Annotated in this window: 20 protein-coding genes; 14 read left to right on the forward strand and 6 right to left on the reverse strand. The window is 54.1% G+C overall.

Annotated elements, in window-relative coordinates; genetic code table 11:
- Positions 1 to 32: 32 nt before the first annotated feature.
- Positions 33 to 1,688 (reverse strand): HTH-type transcriptional regulator SgrR, encoded by a 1,656-nt coding sequence (gene sgrR / locus AC2FAK_RS01825; protein ID WP_038981191.1) that lies wholly within the window; start codon positions 1,686 to 1,688, stop codon positions 33 to 35.
- Positions 1,689 to 1,776: 88 nt separating this feature from the next.
- On the opposite strand from sgrR, the gene sgrT reads away from it, so the two are divergent.
- The 3 genes from sgrT (at position 1,777) to AC2FAK_RS01840 (ending at position 3,598) form a co-directional block, all read left to right on the forward strand.
- Complete coding sequence (sgrT, locus tag AC2FAK_RS01830) at positions 1,777 to 1,929, forward strand: glucose uptake inhibitor SgrT (protein WP_013095557.1); 153 nt, start codon at positions 1,777 to 1,779, stop codon at positions 1,927 to 1,929.
- Between the two features lie 121 nt (positions 1,930 to 2,050).
- A complete protein-coding gene (locus AC2FAK_RS01835; RefSeq protein ID WP_013095558.1) occupies positions 2,051 to 3,229 on the forward strand; it encodes a sugar efflux transporter in 1,179 nt (392 codons plus the stop codon).
- Positions 3,230 to 3,526: 297 nt separating this feature from the next.
- Entirely contained in the window at positions 3,527 to 3,598 is a 72-nt protein-coding gene (locus tag AC2FAK_RS01840; RefSeq protein WP_375714100.1) for a Hok/Gef family protein, read from the forward strand.
- A gap of 91 nt (positions 3,599 to 3,689) precedes the next feature.
- Here AC2FAK_RS01840 and leuD read toward each other — a convergent pair whose 3' ends face one another.
- The 5 genes from leuD to leuL all read right to left on the reverse strand — a co-directional run bounded on the left by leuD (position 3,690) and on the right by leuL (position 8,549).
- Positions 3,690 to 4,295, reverse strand: coding sequence for a 3-isopropylmalate dehydratase small subunit (gene leuD / locus AC2FAK_RS01845; protein WP_023620018.1), 606 nt, complete (start codon positions 4,293 to 4,295; stop codon positions 3,690 to 3,692).
- 10 nt (positions 4,296 to 4,305) lie between these two features.
- On the reverse strand, positions 4,306 to 5,706 hold the full coding sequence (gene leuC / locus AC2FAK_RS01850; protein ID WP_045292743.1) for a 3-isopropylmalate dehydratase large subunit: 1,401 nt from the start codon (positions 5,704 to 5,706) through the stop codon (positions 4,306 to 4,308).
- Positions 5,707 to 5,708: 2 nt separating this feature from the next.
- Positions 5,709 to 6,800, reverse strand: coding sequence for a 3-isopropylmalate dehydrogenase (gene leuB, locus AC2FAK_RS01855; RefSeq protein WP_013095561.1), 1,092 nt, complete (start codon positions 6,798 to 6,800; stop codon positions 5,709 to 5,711).
- On the reverse strand, positions 6,800 to 8,371 hold the full coding sequence (leuA, locus tag AC2FAK_RS01860; protein WP_013095562.1) for a 2-isopropylmalate synthase: 1,572 nt from the start codon (positions 8,369 to 8,371) through the stop codon (positions 6,800 to 6,802). The genes leuB and leuA overlap by 1 nt, the downstream gene beginning before the upstream one ends.
- A 91-nt stretch (positions 8,372 to 8,462) precedes the next feature.
- Positions 8,463 to 8,549 (reverse strand): leu operon leader peptide, encoded by an 87-nt coding sequence (leuL, locus tag AC2FAK_RS01865; RefSeq protein WP_071830037.1) that lies wholly within the window; start codon positions 8,547 to 8,549, stop codon positions 8,463 to 8,465.
- A gap of 636 nt (positions 8,550 to 9,185) precedes the next feature.
- Between leuL and leuO the strand changes: the two genes are divergently transcribed.
- From leuO to mraY, 11 genes are all read left to right on the forward strand, one after another.
- Positions 9,186 to 10,130 carry a transcriptional regulator LeuO gene (gene leuO / locus AC2FAK_RS01870; protein WP_013095563.1) on the forward strand — a complete coding sequence of 315 codons (945 nt, stop codon included), beginning with the start codon at positions 9,186 to 9,188 and terminating at the stop codon, positions 10,128 to 10,130.
- Positions 10,131 to 10,509: 379 nt separating this feature from the next.
- The gene (gene ilvI / locus AC2FAK_RS01875; RefSeq protein WP_095455358.1) at positions 10,510 to 12,234 is read left to right on the forward strand and encodes an acetolactate synthase 3 large subunit; all 1,725 of its coding nucleotides are present in this window, start codon (positions 10,510 to 10,512) and stop codon (positions 12,232 to 12,234) included.
- Between the two features lies 1 nt (position 12,235).
- Positions 12,236 to 12,727, forward strand: coding sequence for an acetolactate synthase small subunit (ilvN, locus tag AC2FAK_RS01880; RefSeq protein WP_008501994.1), 492 nt, complete (start codon positions 12,236 to 12,238; stop codon positions 12,725 to 12,727).
- 179 nt (positions 12,728 to 12,906) lie between these two features.
- The gene (gene cra / locus AC2FAK_RS01885) at positions 12,907 to 13,911 is read left to right on the forward strand and encodes a catabolite repressor/activator (protein WP_013095565.1); all 1,005 of its coding nucleotides are present in this window, start codon (positions 12,907 to 12,909) and stop codon (positions 13,909 to 13,911) included.
- A 603-nt stretch (positions 13,912 to 14,514) separates the two neighbouring features.
- Positions 14,515 to 14,973, forward strand: coding sequence for a division/cell wall cluster transcriptional repressor MraZ (gene mraZ, locus AC2FAK_RS01890; protein ID WP_095455357.1), 459 nt, complete (start codon positions 14,515 to 14,517; stop codon positions 14,971 to 14,973).
- 2 nt (positions 14,974 to 14,975) lie between these two features.
- Positions 14,976 to 15,917: a 16S rRNA (cytosine(1402)-N(4))-methyltransferase RsmH gene (gene rsmH, locus AC2FAK_RS01895; RefSeq protein WP_013095568.1), complete on the forward strand. Its 942-nt coding sequence runs from the start codon at positions 14,976 to 14,978 to the stop codon at positions 15,915 to 15,917.
- A complete protein-coding gene (gene ftsL, locus AC2FAK_RS01900; protein WP_008501989.1) occupies positions 15,914 to 16,279 on the forward strand; it encodes a cell division protein FtsL in 366 nt (121 codons plus the stop codon). The genes rsmH and ftsL overlap by 4 nt, the downstream gene beginning before the upstream one ends.
- 15 nt (positions 16,280 to 16,294) lie before the next feature.
- Positions 16,295 to 18,061 (forward strand): peptidoglycan glycosyltransferase FtsI, encoded by a 1,767-nt coding sequence (locus tag AC2FAK_RS01905; protein ID WP_023620014.1) that lies wholly within the window; start codon positions 16,295 to 16,297, stop codon positions 18,059 to 18,061.
- Positions 18,048 to 19,535: a UDP-N-acetylmuramoyl-L-alanyl-D-glutamate--2,6-diaminopimelate ligase gene (murE, locus tag AC2FAK_RS01910; RefSeq protein WP_095455356.1), complete on the forward strand. Its 1,488-nt coding sequence runs from the start codon at positions 18,048 to 18,050 to the stop codon at positions 19,533 to 19,535. The genes AC2FAK_RS01905 and murE overlap by 14 nt, the downstream gene beginning before the upstream one ends.
- Positions 19,532 to 20,890 carry a UDP-N-acetylmuramoyl-tripeptide--D-alanyl-D-alanine ligase gene (gene murF / locus AC2FAK_RS01915; RefSeq protein WP_047352030.1) on the forward strand — a complete coding sequence of 453 codons (1,359 nt, stop codon included), beginning with the start codon at positions 19,532 to 19,534 and terminating at the stop codon, positions 20,888 to 20,890. Before murE ends, murF begins: the two co-directional genes overlap by 4 nt.
- Positions 20,884 to 21,966, forward strand: a complete 1,083-nt coding sequence (gene mraY, locus AC2FAK_RS01920) for a phospho-N-acetylmuramoyl-pentapeptide-transferase (RefSeq protein WP_008501985.1) — start codon at positions 20,884 to 20,886, stop codon at positions 21,964 to 21,966. The genes murF and mraY overlap by 7 nt, the downstream gene beginning before the upstream one ends.

A 21,966-nucleotide genomic window follows, 5' to 3' on the forward strand; every position in this document is an offset into this window, starting at 1 on the left:
ATTGTAATGATTTGGCGAATATTACGAAAGTGTTATGGCTCCGGTGGCGCAAACCAGGCGGATTTAAAATCAAACCAGCCCAGCGTATTCATCCGTAACCCCCGCATACTGCGCTGGCCCTGGATCATCAGCCAGTGGTGGATCAGCGGCACGATCGCCTGTTCGGCCAGCAGCGCCTGACACCAGGTGGCCAGGTTCATCTCGCCCGCACGCCATTGCGCCGCATCCTGCTGCCAGTCCCGATCGATACAGTGCTGGATCAGCGGGACTTCATACAGGTGTGAGAAGAGCGAGAAATCGAGCGGCAGGGTGAAGTTGGCGCTGTTCAGCCAGATATCGCTGGTCAGTTCCCCCTGGTGCCATTCGTCATAGTCCACTTCCCTGATGTCCAGCCGGACGCCTTCTGCGGCCAGCAGTCTGGTCATGATCCTGGCGATAAAACGGTGTTCCACGTGCTCGCGGTAGTAGGTCAGGGTGACAGACTCCAGCCCTGCTGGTTTGTCACAGTGGGCCGGCCGGGCATGATGCCAGCGAGGAAGCAACCCGTACGCCGGGAACCAGTACGTCTGATACTGTTCTTCCGCATGGTAAATCAGATTGGAGGGAGATAAGACGTGGCTGATCCATTTGCGTACCGCCTGATTGGCCCCGCGGTGGGTGCGGCTGTCAAACAGCAGGTAGTAGCAGCCCTCCTCAAGGCGGCTTTCCACCGCCTTTTCGCCCGTTGTGGGGCCTTCAAGCGTCAGCCCGGCGCTGAGCTCTTCATTGAGATCCGGTAATACCCAGACGTTCACTTCGTCGATCAGCGCCCGGTAGCCAAAATAGTCATCAAACGCGCGAATTTTCAGCTGGTTATTGGTGTTACGCGACACGGCATAGGGCCCGGTGCCAATGGGCTGGCTGGCAAAATTGTGCAGCGATTCCCACTCTCCTGGCAAAATCATTGATGGGACATACCCCAGCAGCCAGGGGAGCCATTTATCCGGCTGAGACAGTTCTATATCCAGCGTCCAGGCGGTGGGGGAGTGAACGCGCGAAATATGCGAAAAAAGCGGAAGCTTGCGGGCACGTTCCAGTGAGGCGATGACATCGCGCATTTCCAGCTCGCGGCCGTGGTGAAAGTGGATGCCGGGACGTAAGAAGAAGCGCCAGTGACGTGGGGAGAGTTGCTGCCAGTGGTGCGCAATATCAGCTTCCAGTTCCCCGTTTTCCTCATTTATTCGCGTCAGGCCGCTGAATATTTGTCGCGCCATATGGGTTTCTGAGCGGCGCAAGGCCGTGCCGGGGAGCAGATTCTTCATCGGGCGATAGTAGAGCACCCGCAGAATGTGGCGGCCCTGACGAAAACTCCGCCCAAGATGGGAGACCAGCATCTGACGTACCGCGGCTTTATCGCCTACCAGTTGCACCAGCTGATCGATTCTGTCCTGTTCCAGCAGGTCTTCCGCTCGCTGTTGCTGCAAGGCCAGCCCGGTATAGAGAAAGGTCAGGCGTGAGCGTTTGCCGCGTCCCGCTTCGGCTTCCCAGTTTAACCAGCCCTGTTGCTGCATGGTGTTAAGCAGCGTGCGCATATGACGTCGGGAGCAGTTAAGGAGTTCAGCCAGTTCGTTAAGCGTGGTCTCCTGCGATTGCCCTTCGCAGCACTGCCAGAGGCGGATGAATTGTTGTTGCAGACGACCAGAAGGCATAAAAGGGGAACTCCTGACAAAAAATCAGCAATTTATTAATCCCTATATTAAGCCAATAATGATTCCCGATGAAGTGAGGAGGTACATTATGAAGAGGTCTACCGCACGTCAGTTTTATCAGCAGTACTTTTCAGCGACAAAAGGAACGTCCTGGCTGGCCCGTCAGTGTGCTGAGCAACGGCTGAAAATGTTAGAAGAACTGATGCAGTGGGACGTTACGAAACCGACCTCTTCTCGCTAACTCGCCTCGATCATGTGTGACTGAGTATTGGTGCTTATCACCCGCCAGCAAAATGTTTTTTGCTGGCTTTTTTCGTTTATTCTTTCACCCAATTTCGATTCGCTTTCACAAGGACTTGCAGATGCTCTGGTTAATGACGATGGGGCGACGCCTGAACGGCGTGTATGCCGCTTTTATGCTGGTGGCCTTTATGATGGGCGTGGCGGGGGCGCTGCAGGCACCGACGCTGAGTCTTTTTCTCAGCCGGGAGGTGGGGGCGCAGCCGTTTTGGGTCGGCCTGTTTTATACCGTGAACGCCATCGCCGGGATCCTGGTGAGCCTGGGGCTGGCGAAACGATCCGACAGCCAGGGCGATCGCCGCAAGTTGATCCTCTTTTGTTGCGCCATGGCTGTGGGTAACGCGCTGCTGTTTGCCTTTAATCGTCACTACCTGACGCTGATCACCTGCGGCGTGCTGCTGGCCTCGCTGGCGAACACCGCCATGCCGCAGCTGTTCGCGCTGGCCCGGGAATATGCCGACAACTCGGCGCGGGAAGTGGTGATGTTTAGCTCGGTGATGCGTGCGCAGCTCTCTCTTGCATGGGTCATTGGTCCGCCGCTGGCCTTTATGCTGGCGTTGAATTACGGTTTTACCGCCATGTTTTCCATCGCTGCGGGGATTTTTGCCATTAGCCTGGCACTGATTGCCTTCGTGCTGCCGTCAGTGGCGCGTGTCGAACAGACAGCGGATAAACCCATTACTCAGGTGAGCGGCTGGCAGGATAAAAACGTCCGTATGCTGTTTATCGCCTCCACGCTGATGTGGACCTGCAACACCATGTATATCATCGATATGCCGCTGTGGATCAGCAGCGATCTGGGTCTGCCGGATAAGCTCGCGGGGATCTTAATGGGGACGGCCGCCGGGCTGGAAATTCCGGCGATGATTCTGGCGGGATACTACGTCAAACATCTCGGGAAACGCCGGATGATGCTGATAGCCGTAGCGGCCGGAGTGCTTTTCTACCTGGGGCTGATTTTCTTCCATTCACGAGAGGCGTTGCTGGCGCTGCAGCTGTTTAATGCTGTGTTTATCGGGATCGTGGCCGGGATAGGGATGCTCTGGTTCCAGGATTTAATGCCCGGGCGGGCGGGGTCGGCGACCACACTCTTCACCAACAGTATCTCTACGGGGGTAATTCTGGCGGGGGTGATTCAGGGGGCGTTGTCGCAAAGCTATGGACATGGGTCGGTGTACTGGATGATTGCACTAACGTCGATTGTCACGCTGATGCTGACCTGGCGCGTAAAAGACGTCTGATTCTGGAAGGCGCCTTCACGAAATGAAACGATTTTCTGACAGGGTTTAAGAAGACACATAGAGTGCGTGGCGGGTGCTTGAGGCTGTTTGCCTCAGGCTTTCGCAAGAGGCAAACAGTGGAGAGTCCCACATCAAAAAACTGATGGGGAGACAAACTTCACAACCAACATTGCGAGGTTAGTCTCTTCATTGCCGAAAAGCAATAAGGAGGCTGGAATGCCAAAACGTACTCTGCTGTTAGGTTTGTTTCTGATCTGTACAACGCTGTTGATCTTCACCTGGATGGTGCGTGATTGACTGTGTGAACTGCATTTCAGACAGGAGAAAACAGAGCTGGCAGCAGTGTTGGCTTACGAAGCAAAACGTTAGCGGTATGGGCGGGGAAAGTTCCCCGCCTCTCCAGAGTGGTTGAGCCTCAACGCACCCTTATCAATGGCCCGCATCGTGCGGGCCATTGCCTTTAGCCCATAAACGCAGGCTGTTTTTTCTCGTACGCGGAGATGGCGTCTTCATGCTGAAGCGTCAGGCCAATGCTGTCCAGACCGTTCAGCATGCAGTGGCGACGGAAGGCATCGATGCTGAAGCTGTAGGTTTTATCTCCGGCTTTCACCACTTCCGCTTCCAGATCCACTTCAAACGACATGCCCGGATTTGCCTTAACCAGCGCGAACATTTCATCCACTTGCTCGTCACTCAGCGTCACCGGCAGCAGCTGGTTGTTGAAGCTGTTGCCGTAGAAGATATCCGCGAAGCTCGGGGCGATCACCACTTTAAAACCGTAATCGGTCAGCGCCCATGGTGCGTGCTCACGTGAGGAGCCGCAGCCAAAGTTTTCCCGTGCCAGCAGAATGGAGGCGCCTTTATATTCCGGGAAATTCAGCACAAATTCCGGGTCAGGTACCTGGCCTTTATCATCCAGAAAACGCCAGTCGTTAAACAGATGAGCACCAAATCCGGTGCGGGTGACCTTCTGCAAAAATTGCTTCGGTATGATCGCATCAGTATCGACGTTAGCGGCGTCCAGAGGGACAACCCGGCCTGTATGTTGGGTAAATTTCTCTGCCATGATTGTCTCCTTATTTCAGGCTGCGAATATCGGCGAAATGGCCGGTAACTGCCGCAGCGGCGGCCATCGCCGGGCTGACCAGATGGGTGCGTCCACCGCGGCCCTGACGACCTTCAAAGTTACGGTTACTGGTGGAGGCACAACGTTCGCCCGGATTCAGGCGGTCATTGTTCATGGCCAGACACATGGAGCAGCCAGGCAAGCGCCACTCGAAGCCTGCTTCGATAAAGATCTTATCCAGGCCTTCGGCTTCCGCCTGCGCTTTTACCGGGCCGGAGCCTGGCACAACCAGCGCCTGCACGCCGGGTGCCACTTTACGGCCTTTGGCGATCTCCGCCGCAGCGCGTAAATCTTCGATACGCGAGTTGGTGCAGGAGCCAATAAAGACTTTGTCGATGGTCACATCGGTCAACGGCACACCGGGTTTGAGACCCATATACGCCAGCGCTTTTTCGGCACTGGCGCGTTCGACCGGATCGGTAAATGAGGCCGGATCGGGAATAGTGTCATTCACGGAAATGACCTGACCCGGATTGGTTCCCCAGGTCACCTGCGGGGCAATCTCCTCCGCCTGCAGGGTAACAACGGTATCAAAAACCGCGTCATCATCGGTTTTCAGGGTTTTCCAGTACGCGACGGCGTCAGCGTAATCCTGATCTTTTGGCGCGTGCAGACGCCCTTTTACATAGTTGAAGGTGGTTTCATCCGGTGCCACCAGACCTGCTTTGGCCCCCATCTCGATGGCCATATTGCACAGAGTCATACGACCTTCCATGCTCAGCGCCTGAATAGCGTCACCGCAGAACTCAACTACGTGCCCGGTGCCGCCGGCACTGCCCGTTTTACCGATGATGGCCAGCACGATGTCTTTCGCGGTGATCCCCGGCGCGGCTTTGCCTTTCACTTCAATCTTCATGGTTTTGGCTCGGCCCTGTTTCAGGGTCTGCGTAGCCAGAACATGCTCAACTTCAGAGGTGCCAATACCGAACGCCAGTGCACCAAAGGCGCCGTGCGTTGCGGTATGGGAGTCGCCGCAGACGATGGTCATGCCGGGCAGGGTGATCCCCTGCTCAGGCCCCATCACGTGGACGATACCCTGATACGGATGGTTCAGATCGTAGAGCTCGACGCCAAACTCGTTACAGTTCTTGATCAACTCCTGCATCTGGATACGCGCCATTTCGCCCGACGCATTGATATCTTTGGTCTGGGTGGAAACGTTGTGATCCATTGTCGCGAAGGTTTTACCCGGCTGACGTACCGGGCGTTTGTGCGCACGCAGCCCATCAAATGCCTGTGGGGAGGTCACTTCGTGTACCAGATGCCTGTCGATATAGAGCAGCGGGGTTTCGTTTGGTGCCTCATAGACAACGTGTGCATCAAACAATTTTTCATATAACGTCTTCGCCATGATTACACCCCTTCAGCGACATAGCGGGCAATGATGTCGCCCATTTCATCGGTACTGACTGCCGCCGTGCCGCGTGCTAAATCACCGGTACGGACGCCTTCTTCTAACGCGCGATTAATGGCGTTTTCAATTGCGGTTGCCGCATCGCCTGCATCCAGGCTGTAGCGCAGCAGCAGAGCCAGGGAGAGGATCTGCGCAATCGGGTTAGCAATGTTTTTACCTGCGATATCCGGCGCGGAGCCGCCAGCAGGCTCGTACAGGCCAAAGCCTTCTTCGTTCAGGCTCGCTGACGGCAGCATGCCCATGGAGCCGGTGATCATCGCGCACTCATCCGAGAGGATATCGCCGAACAGGTTGGAGCACAGCAGTACGTCAAACTGGGACGGATCTTTAATCAGCTGCATTGTCGCGTTGTCGATGTACATATGCGACAGCTCAACGTCAGGATAATGCTTAGCAACTTCGCTGACGATCTCACGCCATAAGATGGAAGACTGCAGCACATTCGCTTTGTCGATAGAGGTGACTTTATGGCGGCGTTTGCGTGCTGACTCAAAAGCGATATGGGCGATACGTTCAATTTCGAAACGGTGATAGACCTCGGTGTCGAACGCTTTTTCATGCTGGCCGCTGCCTTCACGGCCTTTTGGCTGACCGAAATAGATCCCGCCGGTCAGCTCACGCACGCACAGAATGTCGAAGCCGTTAGCGGCGATATCCGCGCGCAGCGGGCAGAACTCTTCCAGACCCTGATACAGCTTTGCCGGACGCAGGTTACTGAACAGCTTGAAATGTTTACGCAGCGGCAGCAACGCGCCGCGCTCTGGCTGCTCTGCGGGGGGCAGGTGTTCCCATTTCGGGCCACCCACGGAACCAAACAGGACGGCATCGGCGTTCTCGCAACCCTCTACCGTTGCTTTTGGCAGCGGCGTACCGTGATTATCGATAGCAATACCGCCCACGTCGTAGTGGCTGGTGGTAATTTTCATCGCAAAACGCGAGCGAACGGCTTCCAGTACTTTCAGCGCCTGTGCCATCACTTCCGGGCCAATACCGTCACCCGGCAACACAGCAATATGGTAATTCTTCGACATTACACGGTTTCCTTGTTGTTCTCTTTATTCTGAGCTTTGCGTTGCAACTCTTTTTCGACTTCAGCGGCGCGCCAGATATTGTTCAGGACATGCACCATCGCTTTCGCAGAGGATTCGACGATATCGGTCGCCAGACCCACGCCGTGGAAGCGACGGCCGTTATAATTGACCACGATATCCACCTGACCGAGCGCATCTTTGCCATGGCCTTTGGCCGTCAGGTCATACTTGACCAGCTCCACGTCGTATTCGGTGACGCGGTTAATCGCCTGGTAGATAGCATCGACAGGACCATTGCCGTTTGCCGCTTCCGCTTTTATCTCATCCCCGCAGGCCAGCTTGATGGATGCCGTGGCGATGTCGCTGGAGCCGGACTGCACGCTGAAGTAATCCAGACGGAAATGCTCTGGCTCTTCCTGCTGTTTATTAATGAAGGCCAGTGCTTCCAGGTCATAGTCGAACACCTGACCTTTTTTGTCGGCCAGCTTCAGGAACGCGTCGTACAACTGATCCATGTTGTAATCGCTGTCCTTGTAACCCATCTCTTCCATACGATGTTTCACTGCCGCACGGCCGGAGCGGGAGGTCAGATTCAACTGAACCTGGTTCAGACCGATCGATTCCGGGGTCATGATTTCGTAGTTTTCGCGGTTTTTCAGTACGCCATCCTGGTGGATACCGGAAGAGTGCGCGAATGCGCCGGTACCGACAATTGCCTTGTTGGCGGGGATCGGCATGTTGCAAATCTGGCTGACGGTCTGGCTGGTACGCCAGATTTCATTGTGATTGATTCGGGTGTGCACGTTCATGATGTCTTTGCGCACTTTGATCGCCATGATCACTTCTTCCAGGGAACAGTTGCCTGCGCGTTCCCCGATACCGTTCATCGCACCTTCTACCTGACGGGCACCGGCGTGAACAGCGGCGATGGCGTTGCCGACGGCCAGGCCTAAATCGTCGTGGGTATGAACTGAGATAATTGCCTTATCAATGTTTGGCACACGATCATACAAGCCAGTAATGATGTTGGAGAACTCAAACGGCATGGTGTAGCCGACGGTGTCCGGGATGTTGATGGTTTTGGCCCCGGCATTAATGGCGGCTTCCACCACGCGTGCCAGATCCTCAATTGGCGTGCGGCCTGCGTCTTCACATGAGAATTCAACATCATCCGTGTAGTTGCGCGCGCGTTTGACCATGTAGACCGCGCGCTCAATCACCTCGTCGAGGGTACTGCGCAACTTGGTGGCAATATGCATGGGGGAGGTGGCAATAAAAGTATGAATACGGAATGCTTCAGCCACTTTCAGTGACTCGGCGGCAACGTCGATATCTTTCTCAACGCAGCGTGCCAGGCCACAGACGCGGCTGTTTTTGATGGTACGGGCGATGGTCTGAACCGATTCGAAATCACCCGGAGAAGAGACCGGGAAACCCACCTCCATCACGTCGACACCCATACGTTCGAGAGCCAGCGCAATCTGCAGCTTCTCTTTCACACTCAGGCTCGCCTGTAATGCCTGTTCACCGTCACGTAAAGTGGTATCAAAAATAATGACTTGCTGGCTCATGGGTTAGGTCCTTGTCAGTCTTAGGGCGCCTTGCTACGAGCATAAAAAAACCCGCGCAGTGGCGCGGGTTTTTAGTCTTACTGGTGACGATTCAACGCTGAATTTCGCCCGCCAGTCTACCGCGCACAGAGGATGCGTTTAGTAGTAGTAGACCGGTGAAACGAATGGTGCGAATCATGAATCGTGCTCCGTTAAATTCAATATGCTTTTAGTGGTACTGGATATGGGGGTTGATGTCAACCCCTGACAACAAAAACGACCCCGATCGCACGATGTTCCAGAGAATTTTATTTAGCTAATTGTGCTGGTTTTTATCTTTCATGCCTTTTGAAAAGTCTATTTTTGGACTGGAGATTCATCTCCGGAACGATTTAAATATAATTAGTATCAATTCAACATACGTCTGTAATGGATGAGCCCTGAGAAGAATTGTTTTTAATTTCATTGATTTATTAGTGCTACAAATAAAACCGCAGTAAATAAAGCGTGAGCAATGATGCGAGTTTGTTAATTGTTTGGCATGGCTCACGTGAATAGTTTAATAATACTTAAGTTATCATTAACCGAAGGGCGATTGTGTATTTGTCTTGATTATGGTTTCATGCAAACCATAATGTCATTGATATCATTTATGCGGAATTTCATCTCACCATCAATGACCTGGGCGAAGTCACCCTTTTGATGATGCGCTCTTTATATTTTCCGAATTTTAAACATTTCTCTTTCGCTGGTAGTATCTGCATGGTAAATCATATTTTTCGAAATTATTACTGTAATTTGGCAAAGGGAGTTTAGCGTGACAGTGGAGCCAGGAGTGCCAGAAAATAATATTAATCAACCTCAGGGTTATAATGGGGTTAAACCTCAGTTACGCACCGTGGATCTCAATCTGTTGACCGTGTTTGACGCGGTGATGCAGGAACAGAATATCACGCGGGCAGCGCAGTCTCTGGGGATGTCGCAGCCTGCCGTCAGCAATGCGGTATCCCGGCTTAAAGTGATGTTTAATGACGAATTGTTTGTTCGTTATGGCAGGGGGATTCAACCCACGGCGCGTGCATTTCAGCTGTTTGGCTCTATCCGCCAGGCGTTACAGTTGGTGCAAAATGAGCTACCGGGATCGGGTTTTGAGCCCTTAAGCAGTGAGCGTGTTTTCCATCTTTGCGTATGTAGCCCGTTAGATAATTATTTGACGTCCGTGATCTACAATAAAGTGGAAGAAATTGCGCCCAATATTCAGCTGGTATTTAAATCTTCTCTTAATCAGAACACAGAACATCAGCTTCGATATCAGGAAACAGAATTCGTTCTGGGATACGAAGAGTTCCGTCGTCCGGAATTTTCCTGTGTGCCGCTGTTTAAAGATGAAATGGTACTGGTCGCCAGCAAAAAACATCCACGAATGAATATGCCGCTGCGCGAAAGTGATGTTTATAACGAGCAGCACGCTGTTGTTGCCCTCGACCGATACGCCTCATTTAGTCTGCCGTGGTATGACACTGCGGATAAACAGGCGAGCGTGGCTTATCAGGGAATGGCCATGGTCAGCGTCTTAAATGTGGTTTCCCAGACCCATCTGGTCGCTATTGCCCCGCGTTGGCTGGCGGAGGAGTTTTCGGAACCCTTAAATCTGCAAATCCTGCCGTTGCCACTCAAACTCAATAGCCGGACCTGTTATCTTTCCTGGCATGAAGCCGCAGGCCGGGATAAAGGCCATCAGTGGATGGAAGAGCTGCTTATTAGCATTTGCCGCCGATAAGCGTGTCAGGATAAATCACATCGGCGCGTGTGGTTTATCCTGCGTATTTTTTCCTTTACGGTATTTTGTGCTGTTGTTATTTTTTCTGGCTGCTGCCAGCCTCGCAAAAATAGATGATTTCCTGAAAGGTTGCGCTTTTCAGCGATGATTTATCACCTCACGAACGAATCACAGTGGAATTAACCATATCCTCCCTGTAACGCTGCTTTTTGTGCTTCTGACCCCGTTTGCCGCGTCCTGTTTGCTAATTGCCTGCCTCAAAACGAGCGGTTAAGGTAACGATCACTCTGCAATATATAAGATTGGTTCATCACGATCGTAAGACGGTGTGGAAATGAATTCTGCAGTCCGTCTATAACAAAATGCCTGGAGGCAAAGCATGGAGATGTTGTCTGGCGCGGAAATGGTCGTCCGATCGTTAATCGATCAGGGCGTGAAGCAGGTGTTCGGCTACCCTGGAGGCGCAGTTCTGGATATTTATGATGCGCTTCATACGGTAGGCGGCATTGACCATGTTTTGGTGCGCCACGAGCAGGCGGCGGTGCACATGGCTGACGGGCTGGCGCGTGCGACGGGTGAAGTGGGCGTGGTATTGGTCACCTCCGGCCCCGGCGCGACGAATGCAATTACCGGCATTGCGACAGCCTATATGGACTCCATCCCGCTGGTCATTCTATCCGGGCAGGTCGCAACGTCACTGATTGGCTACGATGCATTTCAGGAGTGTGACATGGTGGGGATTTCACGCCCCGTTGTGAAGCACAGTTTCCTGGTGAAGCAAACCGAAGACATTCCCGGCGTACTGAAAAAAGCCTTCTGGCTGGCAGCCAGTGGGCGTCCTGGTCCTGTGGTGGTCGATCTGCCAAAAGATATTCTTAACCCGGCAAACAAGCTGCCGTATGTCTGGCCGGAAACGGTAAGCATGCGCTCCTACAACCCAACGACACAGGGCCACAAAGGCCAGATCAAACGTGCGTTACACACGCTTCTGGCTGCGAAAAAGCCGGTGGTCTATGTCGGCGGCGGCGCGGTTAACTCAGCCTGTGAAGCGCAACTGCGTGAGCTGATCGAAAAATTGAATCTTCCTGTCGCCTCGTCACTGATGGGACTGGGCGCCTTCCCGGCAACGCACCGCCAGGCTCTGGGTATGTTGGGGATGCACGGTACCTATGAAGCCAACATGACGATGCATCATTCGGATGTGATCTTTGCCGTTGGCGTGCGCTTTGACGATCGCACGACCAACAATCTGGCGAAGTACTGTCCGAACGCCACCGTGCTGCATATTGATATCGATCCTACGTCTATTTCGAAAACGGTACCGGCGGATGTGCCGATCGTTGGGGATGCGCGACAGGTTCTGGAGCAAATGCTGGATCTGCTATCGCAGGAAACCCCTTCACAACCGTTGGATGAGATCCGCGACTGGTGGCAACAGATCGAGCAGTGGCGAGCACGTCAGTGTCTGAAATACGATACCCAAAGCGAAAACATTAAGCCGCAGGCGGTGATCGAAACCCTCTGGCGTCTGACGAAAGGTGAAGCCTATGTCACCTCTGATGTAGGTCAGCATCAGATGTTTGCCGCGCTTTATTATCCGTTTGATAAACCACGTCACTGGATCAACTCTGGTGGTCTGGGGACAATGGGCTTTGGGTTACCTGCCGCACTGGGGGTGAAGCTTGCGCTGCCGAATGAAACCGTCGTTTGCGTGACGGGAGACGGCAGCATTCAGATGAATATCCAGGAACTCTCCACCGCGTTGCAATATGAACTGCCGGTTCTGGTTCTGAACCTGAATAACGGTTATCTCGGTATGGTGAAGCAGTGGCAGGATATGATCTACTCTGGCCGCCATTCTCACTCCTACATGAAATCGCTGCCGGATTTTGTTCGTCTGGCCGAAGCCTATGGTCATGTCGGGATGCGGGTGACCGAGCCGACAGAGCTGGAAGCGAAACTTGCTGAAGCGCTTGAACACGTCAAAAATAACCGCCTTGTTTTCATGGATGTCATTGTTGATGGCACAGAGCACGTTTATCCGATGCATATTCGCGGTGGTGGTATGGACGAAATGTGGTTAAGTAAAACGGAGAGAACCTGATATGCGCCGGATATTATCTGTATTACTGGAAAACGAGTCTGGCGCACTGTCACGCGTTATTGGACTCTTTGCACAACGCGGCTACAACATTGAGAGCCTGACCGTTGCCCCTACCGAGGATCCTACGCTGTCGCGCATGACGATTCAGACCGTCGGCGACGCCAAGGTGCTTGAGCAGATCGAGAAACAGTTACACAAACTTGTCGATGTTCTGCGCGTGAGCGAACTGGGGCAGGGGGCCTATGTCGAACGTGAGGTCATGCTGGTGAAAATTCAGGCCAGCGGTTACGGCCGTGAAGAGGTTAAACGCAACGCGGATATCTTCCGTGGGCAGATTATTGACGTTACTCCTTCTTTATATACGGTTCAGTTGGTGGGAACGAGTGACAAGCTGGACGCATTCCTGGCGTCCGTAAGGGATGTGGCAAAAATTGTCGAGGTTGCGCGGTCGGGCGTTGTCGGTCTTTCGCGCGGCGAGAAAATCATGCGTTAGCAGGTAATAAGGTTCGCCTCTTTCAGCCCGGTCACCAAAGCCGGGCTTTTTTTTGCGTAATACGCCGATAACACAGATAAAAGCGGTTGCCGCGAAAGCTATTCTGCGTTTAGATGTTAAAAGATTTAACCATAACCTTGACAGGGCCATGGACTCTTTTCTTTTTTTAAGGGGCAATTGTGAAACTGGATGAAATCGCCCGGCTAGCCGGCGTGTCACGAACTACGGCCAGCTATGTGATTAACGGTAAAGCAAAGCAGTACCGTGTCAGCGACAAAACCGTTGAGAAAGTCATGGCGGTGGTTCGTGAGCACAACTACCACCCGAATGCTGTCGCAGCGGGCTTACGTGCCGGGCGCACCCGATCGATTGGTCTGGTGATCCCCGATCTGGAAAACACCAGCTACACCCGCATCGCTAACTATCTTGAACGTCAGGCTCGCCAGCGTGGCTATCAGCTCCTGATTGCCTGCTCTGAAGATCAGCCTGATAACGAAATGCGCTGTATTGAGCATCTGCTCCAGCGTCAGGTTGATGCGATCATCGTTTCGACCTCCTTGCCACCCGAGCATCCCTTCTATCAACGCTGGGCGAACGATCCGTTCCCAATCGTTGCACTGGACCGCGCCCTGGACAGAGAGCATTTTACCAGTGTCGTCGGTGCCGATCAGGATGACGCGGAAATGCTGGCCGCGGAGCTGAGAACCTTCCCGGCTGAAACCGTGCTCTATCTTGGGGCGTTGCCTGAGCTCTCTGTGAGTTTCCTGCGTGAGCAAGGCTTCAGAACGGCGTGGAAAGACGACCCGCGCGAGGTTCACTACCTTTATGCCAACAGTTATGAACGCGAAGCCGCTGCGCAGCTGTTCGAGAAATGGCTGGAGACGCACCCGATGCCTCAGGCGCTGTTCACCACTTCATTTGCGTTGCTGCAGGGGGTGATGGATGTCACTTTGCGTCGGGATGGTAAGCTGCCTTCCGATCTCGCTATCGCCACCTTCGGTGATAACGAACTGCTCGACTTCCTGCAATGTCCGGTCCTGGCCGTCGCGCAGCGCCATCGTGATGTGGCGGAGCGCGTGCTGGAGATCGTTCTCGCGAGCCTTGATGAACCACGTAAACCGAAGCCAGGGCTGACGCGCATCAAACGTAATCTCTACCGTCGCGGAATTTTAAGCCGCCATTAATGAAATGAGACGGGGCAGCGAAAACTGTCCCCTCTTTTTTCTGGATAATTCTGTCAAATAATTCCCGGAGAAAAATTAGGACGATTCCTTAGGAATCAGAACCTGCTATTTTTTTATTCTTTCAGGCGTTTTAAAATGCCTTTGAAAGAACATTTATACGATTTATAAAGCCTGTCTTTGTATTGTTTTGTTACAAAGCTGCCCGGTCGATGAATATTCAGACGTTTTTCCCCTGCTCCAGCGTGCTTGCCTGCCAGCCGGTTCGTTCATTGCGCATTGTGGTGAATGTGGCGCTGTTATCCCCTGTGAATATGTCTTAAAATGCTGCCCGCGTCGCAAACTGACACTTTATATTTCGATGCGATGATATTGAGTGAGCCTTAACGCTAGTGTGCATATTCGGTTTTTTTCTTACAAATATTCATAACGTTAATTTTGCCTCGCCAGTTGTGCAGTTATTAACCAGGACTGTTTATCTCTGTAAATAGAGCCCTTTCGGGTTCGTATAGAGAGAGTCCTGGCTTGACAAGCTTTTCCCTCGCTCCGTAAACTCCTTTAGGTGGGAATTTGTGGGTTAAAGTGGTGAGGAGGGGTGAGACTGGCATGTTACGTGGAGCAACGTTAGTCAATCTCGACAGTAAGGGGCGTTTATCGGTACCAACCCGATACCGCGACCAGCTGATCGAGAACGCTTCGGGTCAACTGGTTTGCACCATTGACATCAACTCCCCCTGCCTGCTGCTTTATCCTTTACCTGAATGGGAAATTATTGAGCAAAAGCTGTCGCGACTGTCGAGCATGAACCCACAGGAACGCCGCGTGCAGCGGTTGTTATTGGGGCATGCCAGTGAGTGTCAGATGGATAGTGCAGGGCGATTACTGATTGCGCCTGTGCTGCGGCAGCATGCCGGTCTGACCAAAGAAGTGATGCTGGTCGGTCAGTTCAACAAGTTTGAACTGTGGGACGAAACGACCTGGTATCAACAGGTCAAGGAAGATATCGACGCTGAGCAGTCTGATTCCGCTACCTTGTCGGAACGGCTGCAGGACTTGTCTCTATAAATATGATGGAAAATTATAAACATACAACGGTGTTGCTGGATGAGGCCGTCAACGGCCTGAATATTCGTCCGGACGGCATCTACATTGATGGCACTTTTGGTCGCGGTGGCCACTCGCGTTTGATCCTCTCCCAGCTTGGAGCGGAAGGACGTCTGCTGGCAATTGATCGCGATCCGCAGGCGATTGCTGTTGCGCAAACCATCGATGACCCACGCTTTTCCATCGTGCATGGACCTTTCTCTGCGCTGGCGGATTACGTTGCTGAGCGCGGCCTGACGGGCAAGATCGACGGGATTCTTCTCGATCTTGGCGTCTCTTCACCCCAACTTGATGATGCTGAACGCGGCTTCTCCTTTATGCGTGACGGCCCGCTGGACATGCGCATGGATCCCACGCGCGGTCAGTCTGCCGCCGAGTGGTTACAGACCGCGGATGAAGCCGATATCGCCTGGGTGATTAAAACCTTTGGCGAAGAACGTTTTGGCAAGCGCATCGCGCGCGCCATTGTTGAGCGCAATCGTATTGAGCCGATGACCCGCACGAAAGAGCTGGCCGAGGTGATTGCGGCGGCAACACCGGTGAAGGATAAACACAAACACCCCGCGACCCGTACCTTCCAGGCGGTTCGCATCTGGGTAAACAGTGAACTGGAGGAAATAGAGCTGGCGCTAAAAAGCTCGCTCGACGTGTTGGCCCCGGGAGGGCGGTTGTCCATCATCAGCTTCCATTCGCTGGAGGACCGTATTGTGAAACGCTTTATGCGTGAACAAAGCCGCGGTCCACAGGTGCCAGCAGGGCTGCCGATGACGGAAGAACAACTCAGGAAGCTGGGTGGCCGTCAGTTGCGAGCATTAGGCAAGTTGATGCCGGGCGAAGAAGAGGTGGCAGAGAATCCACGCGCCCGTAGTTCAGTGCTGCGTATTGCAGAGAGGACGAACGCATGATCGGCAGAGTGACAGAGACCCTAAGCAAAGTTAAGGATTCGTTAGGAAGCAACGAGCGCCATGCCTTGCCTGGTGTGATCGGCGACGATCTTTTGCGGTTTGGGAAGCTGCCACTCTGCTTGTTCATTTGCATCATTGTGACGGCAGTAACGGTGGTGACGACAGCCCACCACACACGTTTATTGACTGCGCAACGCGAGCAGATGGTACTGGAACGCGATGCGCTGGATATTGAATGGCGAAACCTGATCCTTGAAGAAAACGCCCTCGGCGATCACAGCCGGGTCGAGCGGATCGCAACAGAAAAGCTGCAATTGCAGCATGTTGATCCTTCCCAGGAAAATATCGTAGTACAAAAATAAGGGAAAACGCGACGCATGAGAGCAGCGGCAAAAACGCTAAAACCAAAACGTCAGGAAGAACAGGCCAACTTTATCAGTTGGCGTTTTGCGTTGCTTTGCGGCTGCATTTTACTCGCGCTGGGCTTCCTGCTGGGACGTGTGGCGTGGCTACAAATCATCGCGCCTGACATGCTGGTGCGCCAGGGCGATATGCGCTCTCTGCGCGTACAGGAAGTCTCCACATCTCGCGGGATGATCACCGATCGTTCCGGTCGTCCGCTGGCGGTGAGCGTACCGGTGAAGGCGATCTGGGCCGATCCGAAAGAGCTGCACGATGCCGGTGGTATCACGCTCGACAACCGCTGGAAAGCGCTGTCTGACGCCCTGAAAATGCCGCTGGATCAGCTTGCCTCCCGCGTTAATGCCAACCCGAAAGGGCGCTTTATCTATCTGGCGCGTCAGGTTAACCCTGACATGGCCGATTACATCAGAAAACTGAAGCTCCCGGGTATCCATCTGCGAGAAGAGTCTCGCCGTTACTATCCTTCCGGCGAAGTAACCGCTCACCTCATTGGTTTTACCAACGTCGATAGCCAGGGGATTGAAGGGGTTGAAAAAAGCTTCGATAAGTGGCTTACCGGTCAGCCGGGTGAGCGAATCGTGCGTAAAGACCGCTATGGTCGCGTGATTGAAGATATCTCTTCCACAGACAGCCAGGCCGCGCATAACCTGGCGTTGAGCATTGATGAACGCCTGCAGGCGCTGGTGTATCGCGAGCTGAACAATGCCGTGGCCTTTAACAAGGCGGAGTCGGGCAGCGCCGTGCTGGTGGATGTCAGCACTGGCGAAGTGCTGGCGATGGCCAACAGCCCGTCCTACAACCCGAACAACTTTACCGGTACCGCAAAAGATGCAATGCGTAACCGGGCCATTACCGACGTGTTCGAACCTGGCTCCACGGTGAAGCCGATGGTGGTGATGACGGCGCTGCAACGCGGCATCGTCAATGAGAACACGGTTCTGAACACGATCCCTTACCGAATCAACGGCCACGAGATTAAAGACGTGGCGCGCTACAGCGAATTGACCCTGACCGGGGTATTACAGAAGTCGAGTAACGTCGGTGTTTCAAAGCTGGCGTTAGCGATGCCGTCCTCAGCGTTAGTAGAGACTTACTCACGTTTTGGGCTAGGAAAGGCGACCAATTTGGGGTTGGTCGGAGAACGCAGTGGCTTATATCCTCAAAAACAACGGTGGTCTGACATAGAGAGGGCCACCTTCTCTTTCGGCTACGGGCTAATGGTAACCCCGTTACAGTTAGCGCGAGTCTACGCAACGATTGGCAGCTATGGCGTCTATCGCCCACTGTCGATTACCAAAGTTGATCCACCGGTTCCGGGCGAGCGTATCTTCCCGGAATCTATCGTTCGTACCGTTGTGCATATGATGGAAAGCGTGGCGCTACCTGGCGGTGGCGGCGTGAAGGCGGCGATCAAAGGCTATCGCATCGCCATTAAAACTGGTACGGCGAAAAAAGTGGGGCCAGACGGCCGCTACATCAACAAATACATTGCCTATACCGCAGGCGTTGCGCCTGCAAGCAATCCGCGTTTTGCGCTGGTGGTCGTCATTAACGATCCACAGGCGGGTAAATACTACGGCGGCGCCGTTTCAGCGCCTGTGTTCGGCGCCATCATGGGCGGCGTATTACGCACCATGAACGTTGAACCGGACGCGCTGGCAACGGGCGAAAAAAGTGAATTTGTAATTAATCAAGGCGAGGGTACAGGTGGCAGATCGTAATTTGCGCGACCTTCTCGCTCCGTGGGTGCCAAACGCACCTGAGCGAGCGCTACGGGAGATGGTACTGGACAGCCGTGTGGCTGCTTCCGGCGATCTTTTTGTGGCTGTAGTTGGTCATCAGGCGGACGGGCGTCGATATATCCCGCAGGCGATTGCGCAAGGTGTAGCTGCCATTATTGCTGAGGCTAAAGATGAGGCAACCGACGGTGAAATCCGTGAAATGCACGGTGTGCCGGTTATCTACCTTAGCCAGTTGAATGAGCGACTCTCCGCACTGGCGGGACGTTTTTATAACGAGCCTTCAGACCAGCTGCGTCTGGTGGGCGTGACGGGCACTAACGGTAAAACGACGACCACCCAATTGATGGCGCAATGGGCGCAACTGCTGGGAGAAACCGGCGCCGTAATGGGCACCGTGGGGAATGGGCTGCTGGGTAAAGTGAGCCCGACGGAAAATACCACCGGCTCCGCGGTTGACGTACAACATGTGATTGCCGGTCTGGCAGGGCAGGGTGCGACCTTTGCCGCGATGGAAGTCTCCTCTCATGGTCTGGTACAGCATCGTGTGGCGGCGTTGAAATTTGCTGCCTCCGTGTTCACGAACCTGAGTCGCGATCATCTTGATTATCATGGTGATATGGAGCATTACGAGGCCGCGAAATGGCTGCTCTTCTCCACGCATCACTATGGACAGGCCATCATCAACGCTGATGACGAAGTGGGGCGCCGCTGGCTTGCGAAGCTGCCGGATGCGGTTGCGGTGTCGATGGAAGACCATATCAATCCGAACTGCCATGGCCGCTGGCTGAAGGCGGTTGAGGTTAATTATCACGACAGTGGCGCGACGATTCGCTTTACCTCTTCCTGGGGTGAAGGCGAAATTGAAAGCCGCCTGATGGGGGCGTTTAACGTCAGCAACCTCCTGCTGGCGCTGGCAACGCTGCTGGCGTTGGGCTATCCGATGGCCGAACTGCTCAACATCGCAGAGCGTCTGCAGCCCGTCTGTGGCCGTATGGAAGTGTTCAGTGCACCAGGTAAACCGACCGTTGTTGTCGATTATGCCCACACGCCGGATGCGCTGGAAAAAGCGCTTGAAGCGGCACGTCTGCACTGCGCCGGTAAGCTCTGGTGTGTGTTTGGCTGTGGGGGCGATCGCGACAAGGGCAAGCGTCCGTTGATGGGTGCCATCGCCGAACAGTTCGCGGATATTCCGGTTGTGACCGATGACAACCCGCGTACTGAAGAGCCGCGCGCCATTATCAACGATATCCTGGCCGGTATGCTGGACGCAGGACGTGCCCGCGTGGTGGAAGGCCGTGCGGAAGCCGTGACCAACGCCATCATGCAGGCGCAGGAGAACGACGTCGTGCTCCTGGCGGGTAAAGGCCATGAAGATTATCAGATTGTTGGCAATCGTCGTCTGGACTATTCGGACCGTGTAACGGCAGCGCGTCTGTTGGGAGTGGTGGCATGATCAGCTTAACGCTCGGCAAGGCGGCAACCCTCTTGCAGGGTACGTTGCATGGTCAGGATCTGACCATCGACGCCGTGACGACAGATACCCGCAAAGTGACCGCCGGGTGCCTGTTTGTGGCACTGAAGGGCGAACGTTTTGACGCCCACGATTTTGCTGAACAGGCGAAAGAGAATGGTGCGGGTGCGCTGCTGGTGAACCGCAAACTCGATATCGATTTACCGCAGATTGTGGTGAAGGATACGCGCCTTGCCTTCGGTGAGCTGGCAGCATGGGTTCGTCAGCAGGTGCCAGCTCGCGTTGTTGCTCTGACGGGGTCTTCGGGCAAAACGTCAGTAAAAGAGATGACGGCGGCGATCCTCAGTCAGTGCGGTAACACGCTTTACACCGCAGGCAATCTAAATAATGACATCGGCGTGCCGATGACATTGCTTCGCCTCACCAAAGAGCATGACTTTGCGGTGATTGAATTAGGGGCAAACCACCAGGGTGAAATTGCCTGGACGGTCAGCCTGACGCGTCCGGAGGCTGCGCTGGTGAACAACCTGGCCGCCGCGCATCTGGAAGGTTTCGGTTCACTTGAAGGCGTGGCGAAAGCCAAAGGTGAGATCTATACCGGCCTGCCGGATAACGGTATCGCCATTATGAATGCCGATAATAACGACTGGTTGAACTGGCAGAGCATCATCGGTTCACGTAAGACGTGGCGCTTCTCGCCTAATGCGGCAGACAGTGATTTTACCGCGACCCAGATCCATGTGACTTCGCATGGCACGGAATTCACGCTCAATACCCCAACGGGAGGCATTGAGGTTCTGCTGCCGCTGCCGGGTCGCCATAACATCGCTAATGCGCTTGCTGCCGCGGCGCTGTCGATGGCCGTCGGCGCAACACATGACGCGATCAAAACTGGCCTTGCGAATTTAAAAGCCGTACCGGGACGTCTGTTCCCAGTCCAGCTTGCAGAAAACAAACTGCTGCTGGATGACTCCTACAACGCGAACGTCGGTTCGATGACGGCAGCCGTACAGGTGTTGTCCGAAATGCCAGGCTATCGCGTGATGGTGGTTGGCGATATGGCCGAGTTGGGCGATGAGAGCGAAGCCTGTCATATCCAGGTGGGTGAAGCCGCGAAAGCGGCCGGGCTGGATTGCGTACTGAGCGCAGGAAAACTGAGCCAGGCGATTAGCCATGCCAGCGGTGTTGGCGAACATTTTGCCGATAAAGCCGCACTGATTGAACGTCTGAAGACGTTGATTGCTGAAAAACAAATTGTGACTGTGTTAGTGAAAGGTTCACGTAGTGCCGCCATGGAAGAGGTAGTGCACGCATTACAGGAGAACGGGACATGTTAGTTTGGCTGGCCGAACATTTGGTCAAATATTACTCAGGCTTTAACGTCTTTTCCTATCTGACGTTTCGCGCCATCGTCAGCCTGCTGACTGCGCTGTTCATCTCGTTGTGGATGGGCCCGCGCATGATTGCCCGTCTGCAAAAACTCTCTTTCGGCCAGGTTGTGCGTAACGATGGTCCGGAATCGCACTTCAGCAAGCGCGGTACGCCAACCATGGGCGGGATTATGATCCTGACCGCGATCGTGGTTTCCGTGCTGCTGTGGGCCTATCCATCCAACCCGTACGTCTGGTGTGTGCTGACTGTGCTGGTGGGCTACGGAATCATTGGGTTTGTTGATGATTACCGCAAAGTGGTACGTAAAGACACGAAAGGTCTGATCGCCCGCTGGAAATATTTCTGGATGTCAGTAATTGCGCTGGGCGTGGCCTTCGCGCTGTATCTGGCCGGAAAAGACACTCCCGCTACCGAGCTGGTGGTGCCGTTCTTTAAAGACGTCATGCCGCAACTGGGGCTGTTCTACATTCTGCTGGCGTACTTCGTGATTGTGGGCACCGGTAACGCGGTGAACCTGACCGATGGTCTGGATGGCCTGGCCATTATGCCAACGGTCTTCGTGGCCGCAGGTTTCGCGCTGGTGGCGTGGGCGACCGGCAACATGAACTTTGCCAACTATCTGCACATTCCTTATCTGCGTCACGCGGGCGAGCTGGTGATCGTCTGTACGGCCATTGTCGGGGCGGGGCTGGGCTTCCTGTGGTTCAACACCTATCCGGCCCAGGTCTTTATGGGTGACGTCGGTTCACTGGCTCTGGGCGGCGCGCTGGGTATTATTGCCGTGCTGCTGCGCCAGGAGTTCCTGCTGGTCATCATGGGTGGGGTATTCGTGGTTGAGACCCTGTCGGTGATCCTGCAGGTCGGTTCCTTTAAGCTGCGCGGCCAGCGCATCTTCCGTATGGCACCGATTCACCATCACTATGAACTGAAAGGCTGGCCAGAGCCGCGCGTCATCGTGCGCTTCTGGATTATTTCGCTGATGCTGGTGCTGATTGGCCTGGCAACGCTGAAGGTACGTTAA

It is taken from the genome of Enterobacter cloacae complex sp. 394F7, assembly GCF_057320385.1.

Bases quoted from the DNA above. Each gene is read 5' to 3' on its own strand.
- sgrT (WP_013095557.1), top strand. From the start codon at position 1,777: ATGAAGAGGTCTACCGCACGTCAGTTTTATCAGCAGTACTTTTCAGCG.
- murF (WP_047352030.1), top strand. From the start codon at position 19,532: ATGATCAGCTTAACGCTCGGCAAGGCGGCAACCCTCTTGCAGGGTACG.
- ilvN (WP_008501994.1), top strand. From the start codon at position 12,236: ATGCGCCGGATATTATCTGTATTACTGGAAAACGAGTCTGGCGCACTG.
- AC2FAK_RS01905 (WP_023620014.1), top strand. From the start codon at position 16,295: ATGAGAGCAGCGGCAAAAACGCTAAAACCAAAACGTCAGGAAGAACAG.
- mraZ (WP_095455357.1), top strand. From the start codon at position 14,515: ATGTTACGTGGAGCAACGTTAGTCAATCTCGACAGTAAGGGGCGTTTA.
- mraY (WP_008501985.1), top strand. From the start codon at position 20,884: ATGTTAGTTTGGCTGGCCGAACATTTGGTCAAATATTACTCAGGCTTT.
- leuL (WP_071830037.1), bottom strand. From the start codon at position 8,549: ATGATTCGCACCATTCGTTTCACCGGTCTACTACTACTAAACGCATCC.
- leuC (WP_045292743.1), bottom strand. From the start codon at position 5,706: ATGGCGAAGACGTTATATGAAAAATTGTTTGATGCACACGTTGTCTAT.
- ilvI (WP_095455358.1), top strand. From the start codon at position 10,510: ATGGAGATGTTGTCTGGCGCGGAAATGGTCGTCCGATCGTTAATCGAT.
- leuA (WP_013095562.1), bottom strand. From the start codon at position 8,371: ATGAGCCAGCAAGTCATTATTTTTGATACCACTTTACGTGACGGTGAA.
- AC2FAK_RS01835 (WP_013095558.1), top strand. From the start codon at position 2,051: ATGCTCTGGTTAATGACGATGGGGCGACGCCTGAACGGCGTGTATGCC.
- rsmH (WP_013095568.1), top strand. From the start codon at position 14,976: ATGATGGAAAATTATAAACATACAACGGTGTTGCTGGATGAGGCCGTC.
- leuB (WP_013095561.1), bottom strand. From the start codon at position 6,800: ATGTCGAAGAATTACCATATTGCTGTGTTGCCGGGTGACGGTATTGGC.
- leuD (WP_023620018.1), bottom strand. From the start codon at position 4,295: ATGGCAGAGAAATTTACCCAACATACAGGCCGGGTTGTCCCTCTGGAC.
- ftsL (WP_008501989.1), top strand. From the start codon at position 15,914: ATGATCGGCAGAGTGACAGAGACCCTAAGCAAAGTTAAGGATTCGTTA.
- sgrR (WP_038981191.1), bottom strand. From the start codon at position 1,688: ATGCCTTCTGGTCGTCTGCAACAACAATTCATCCGCCTCTGGCAGTGC.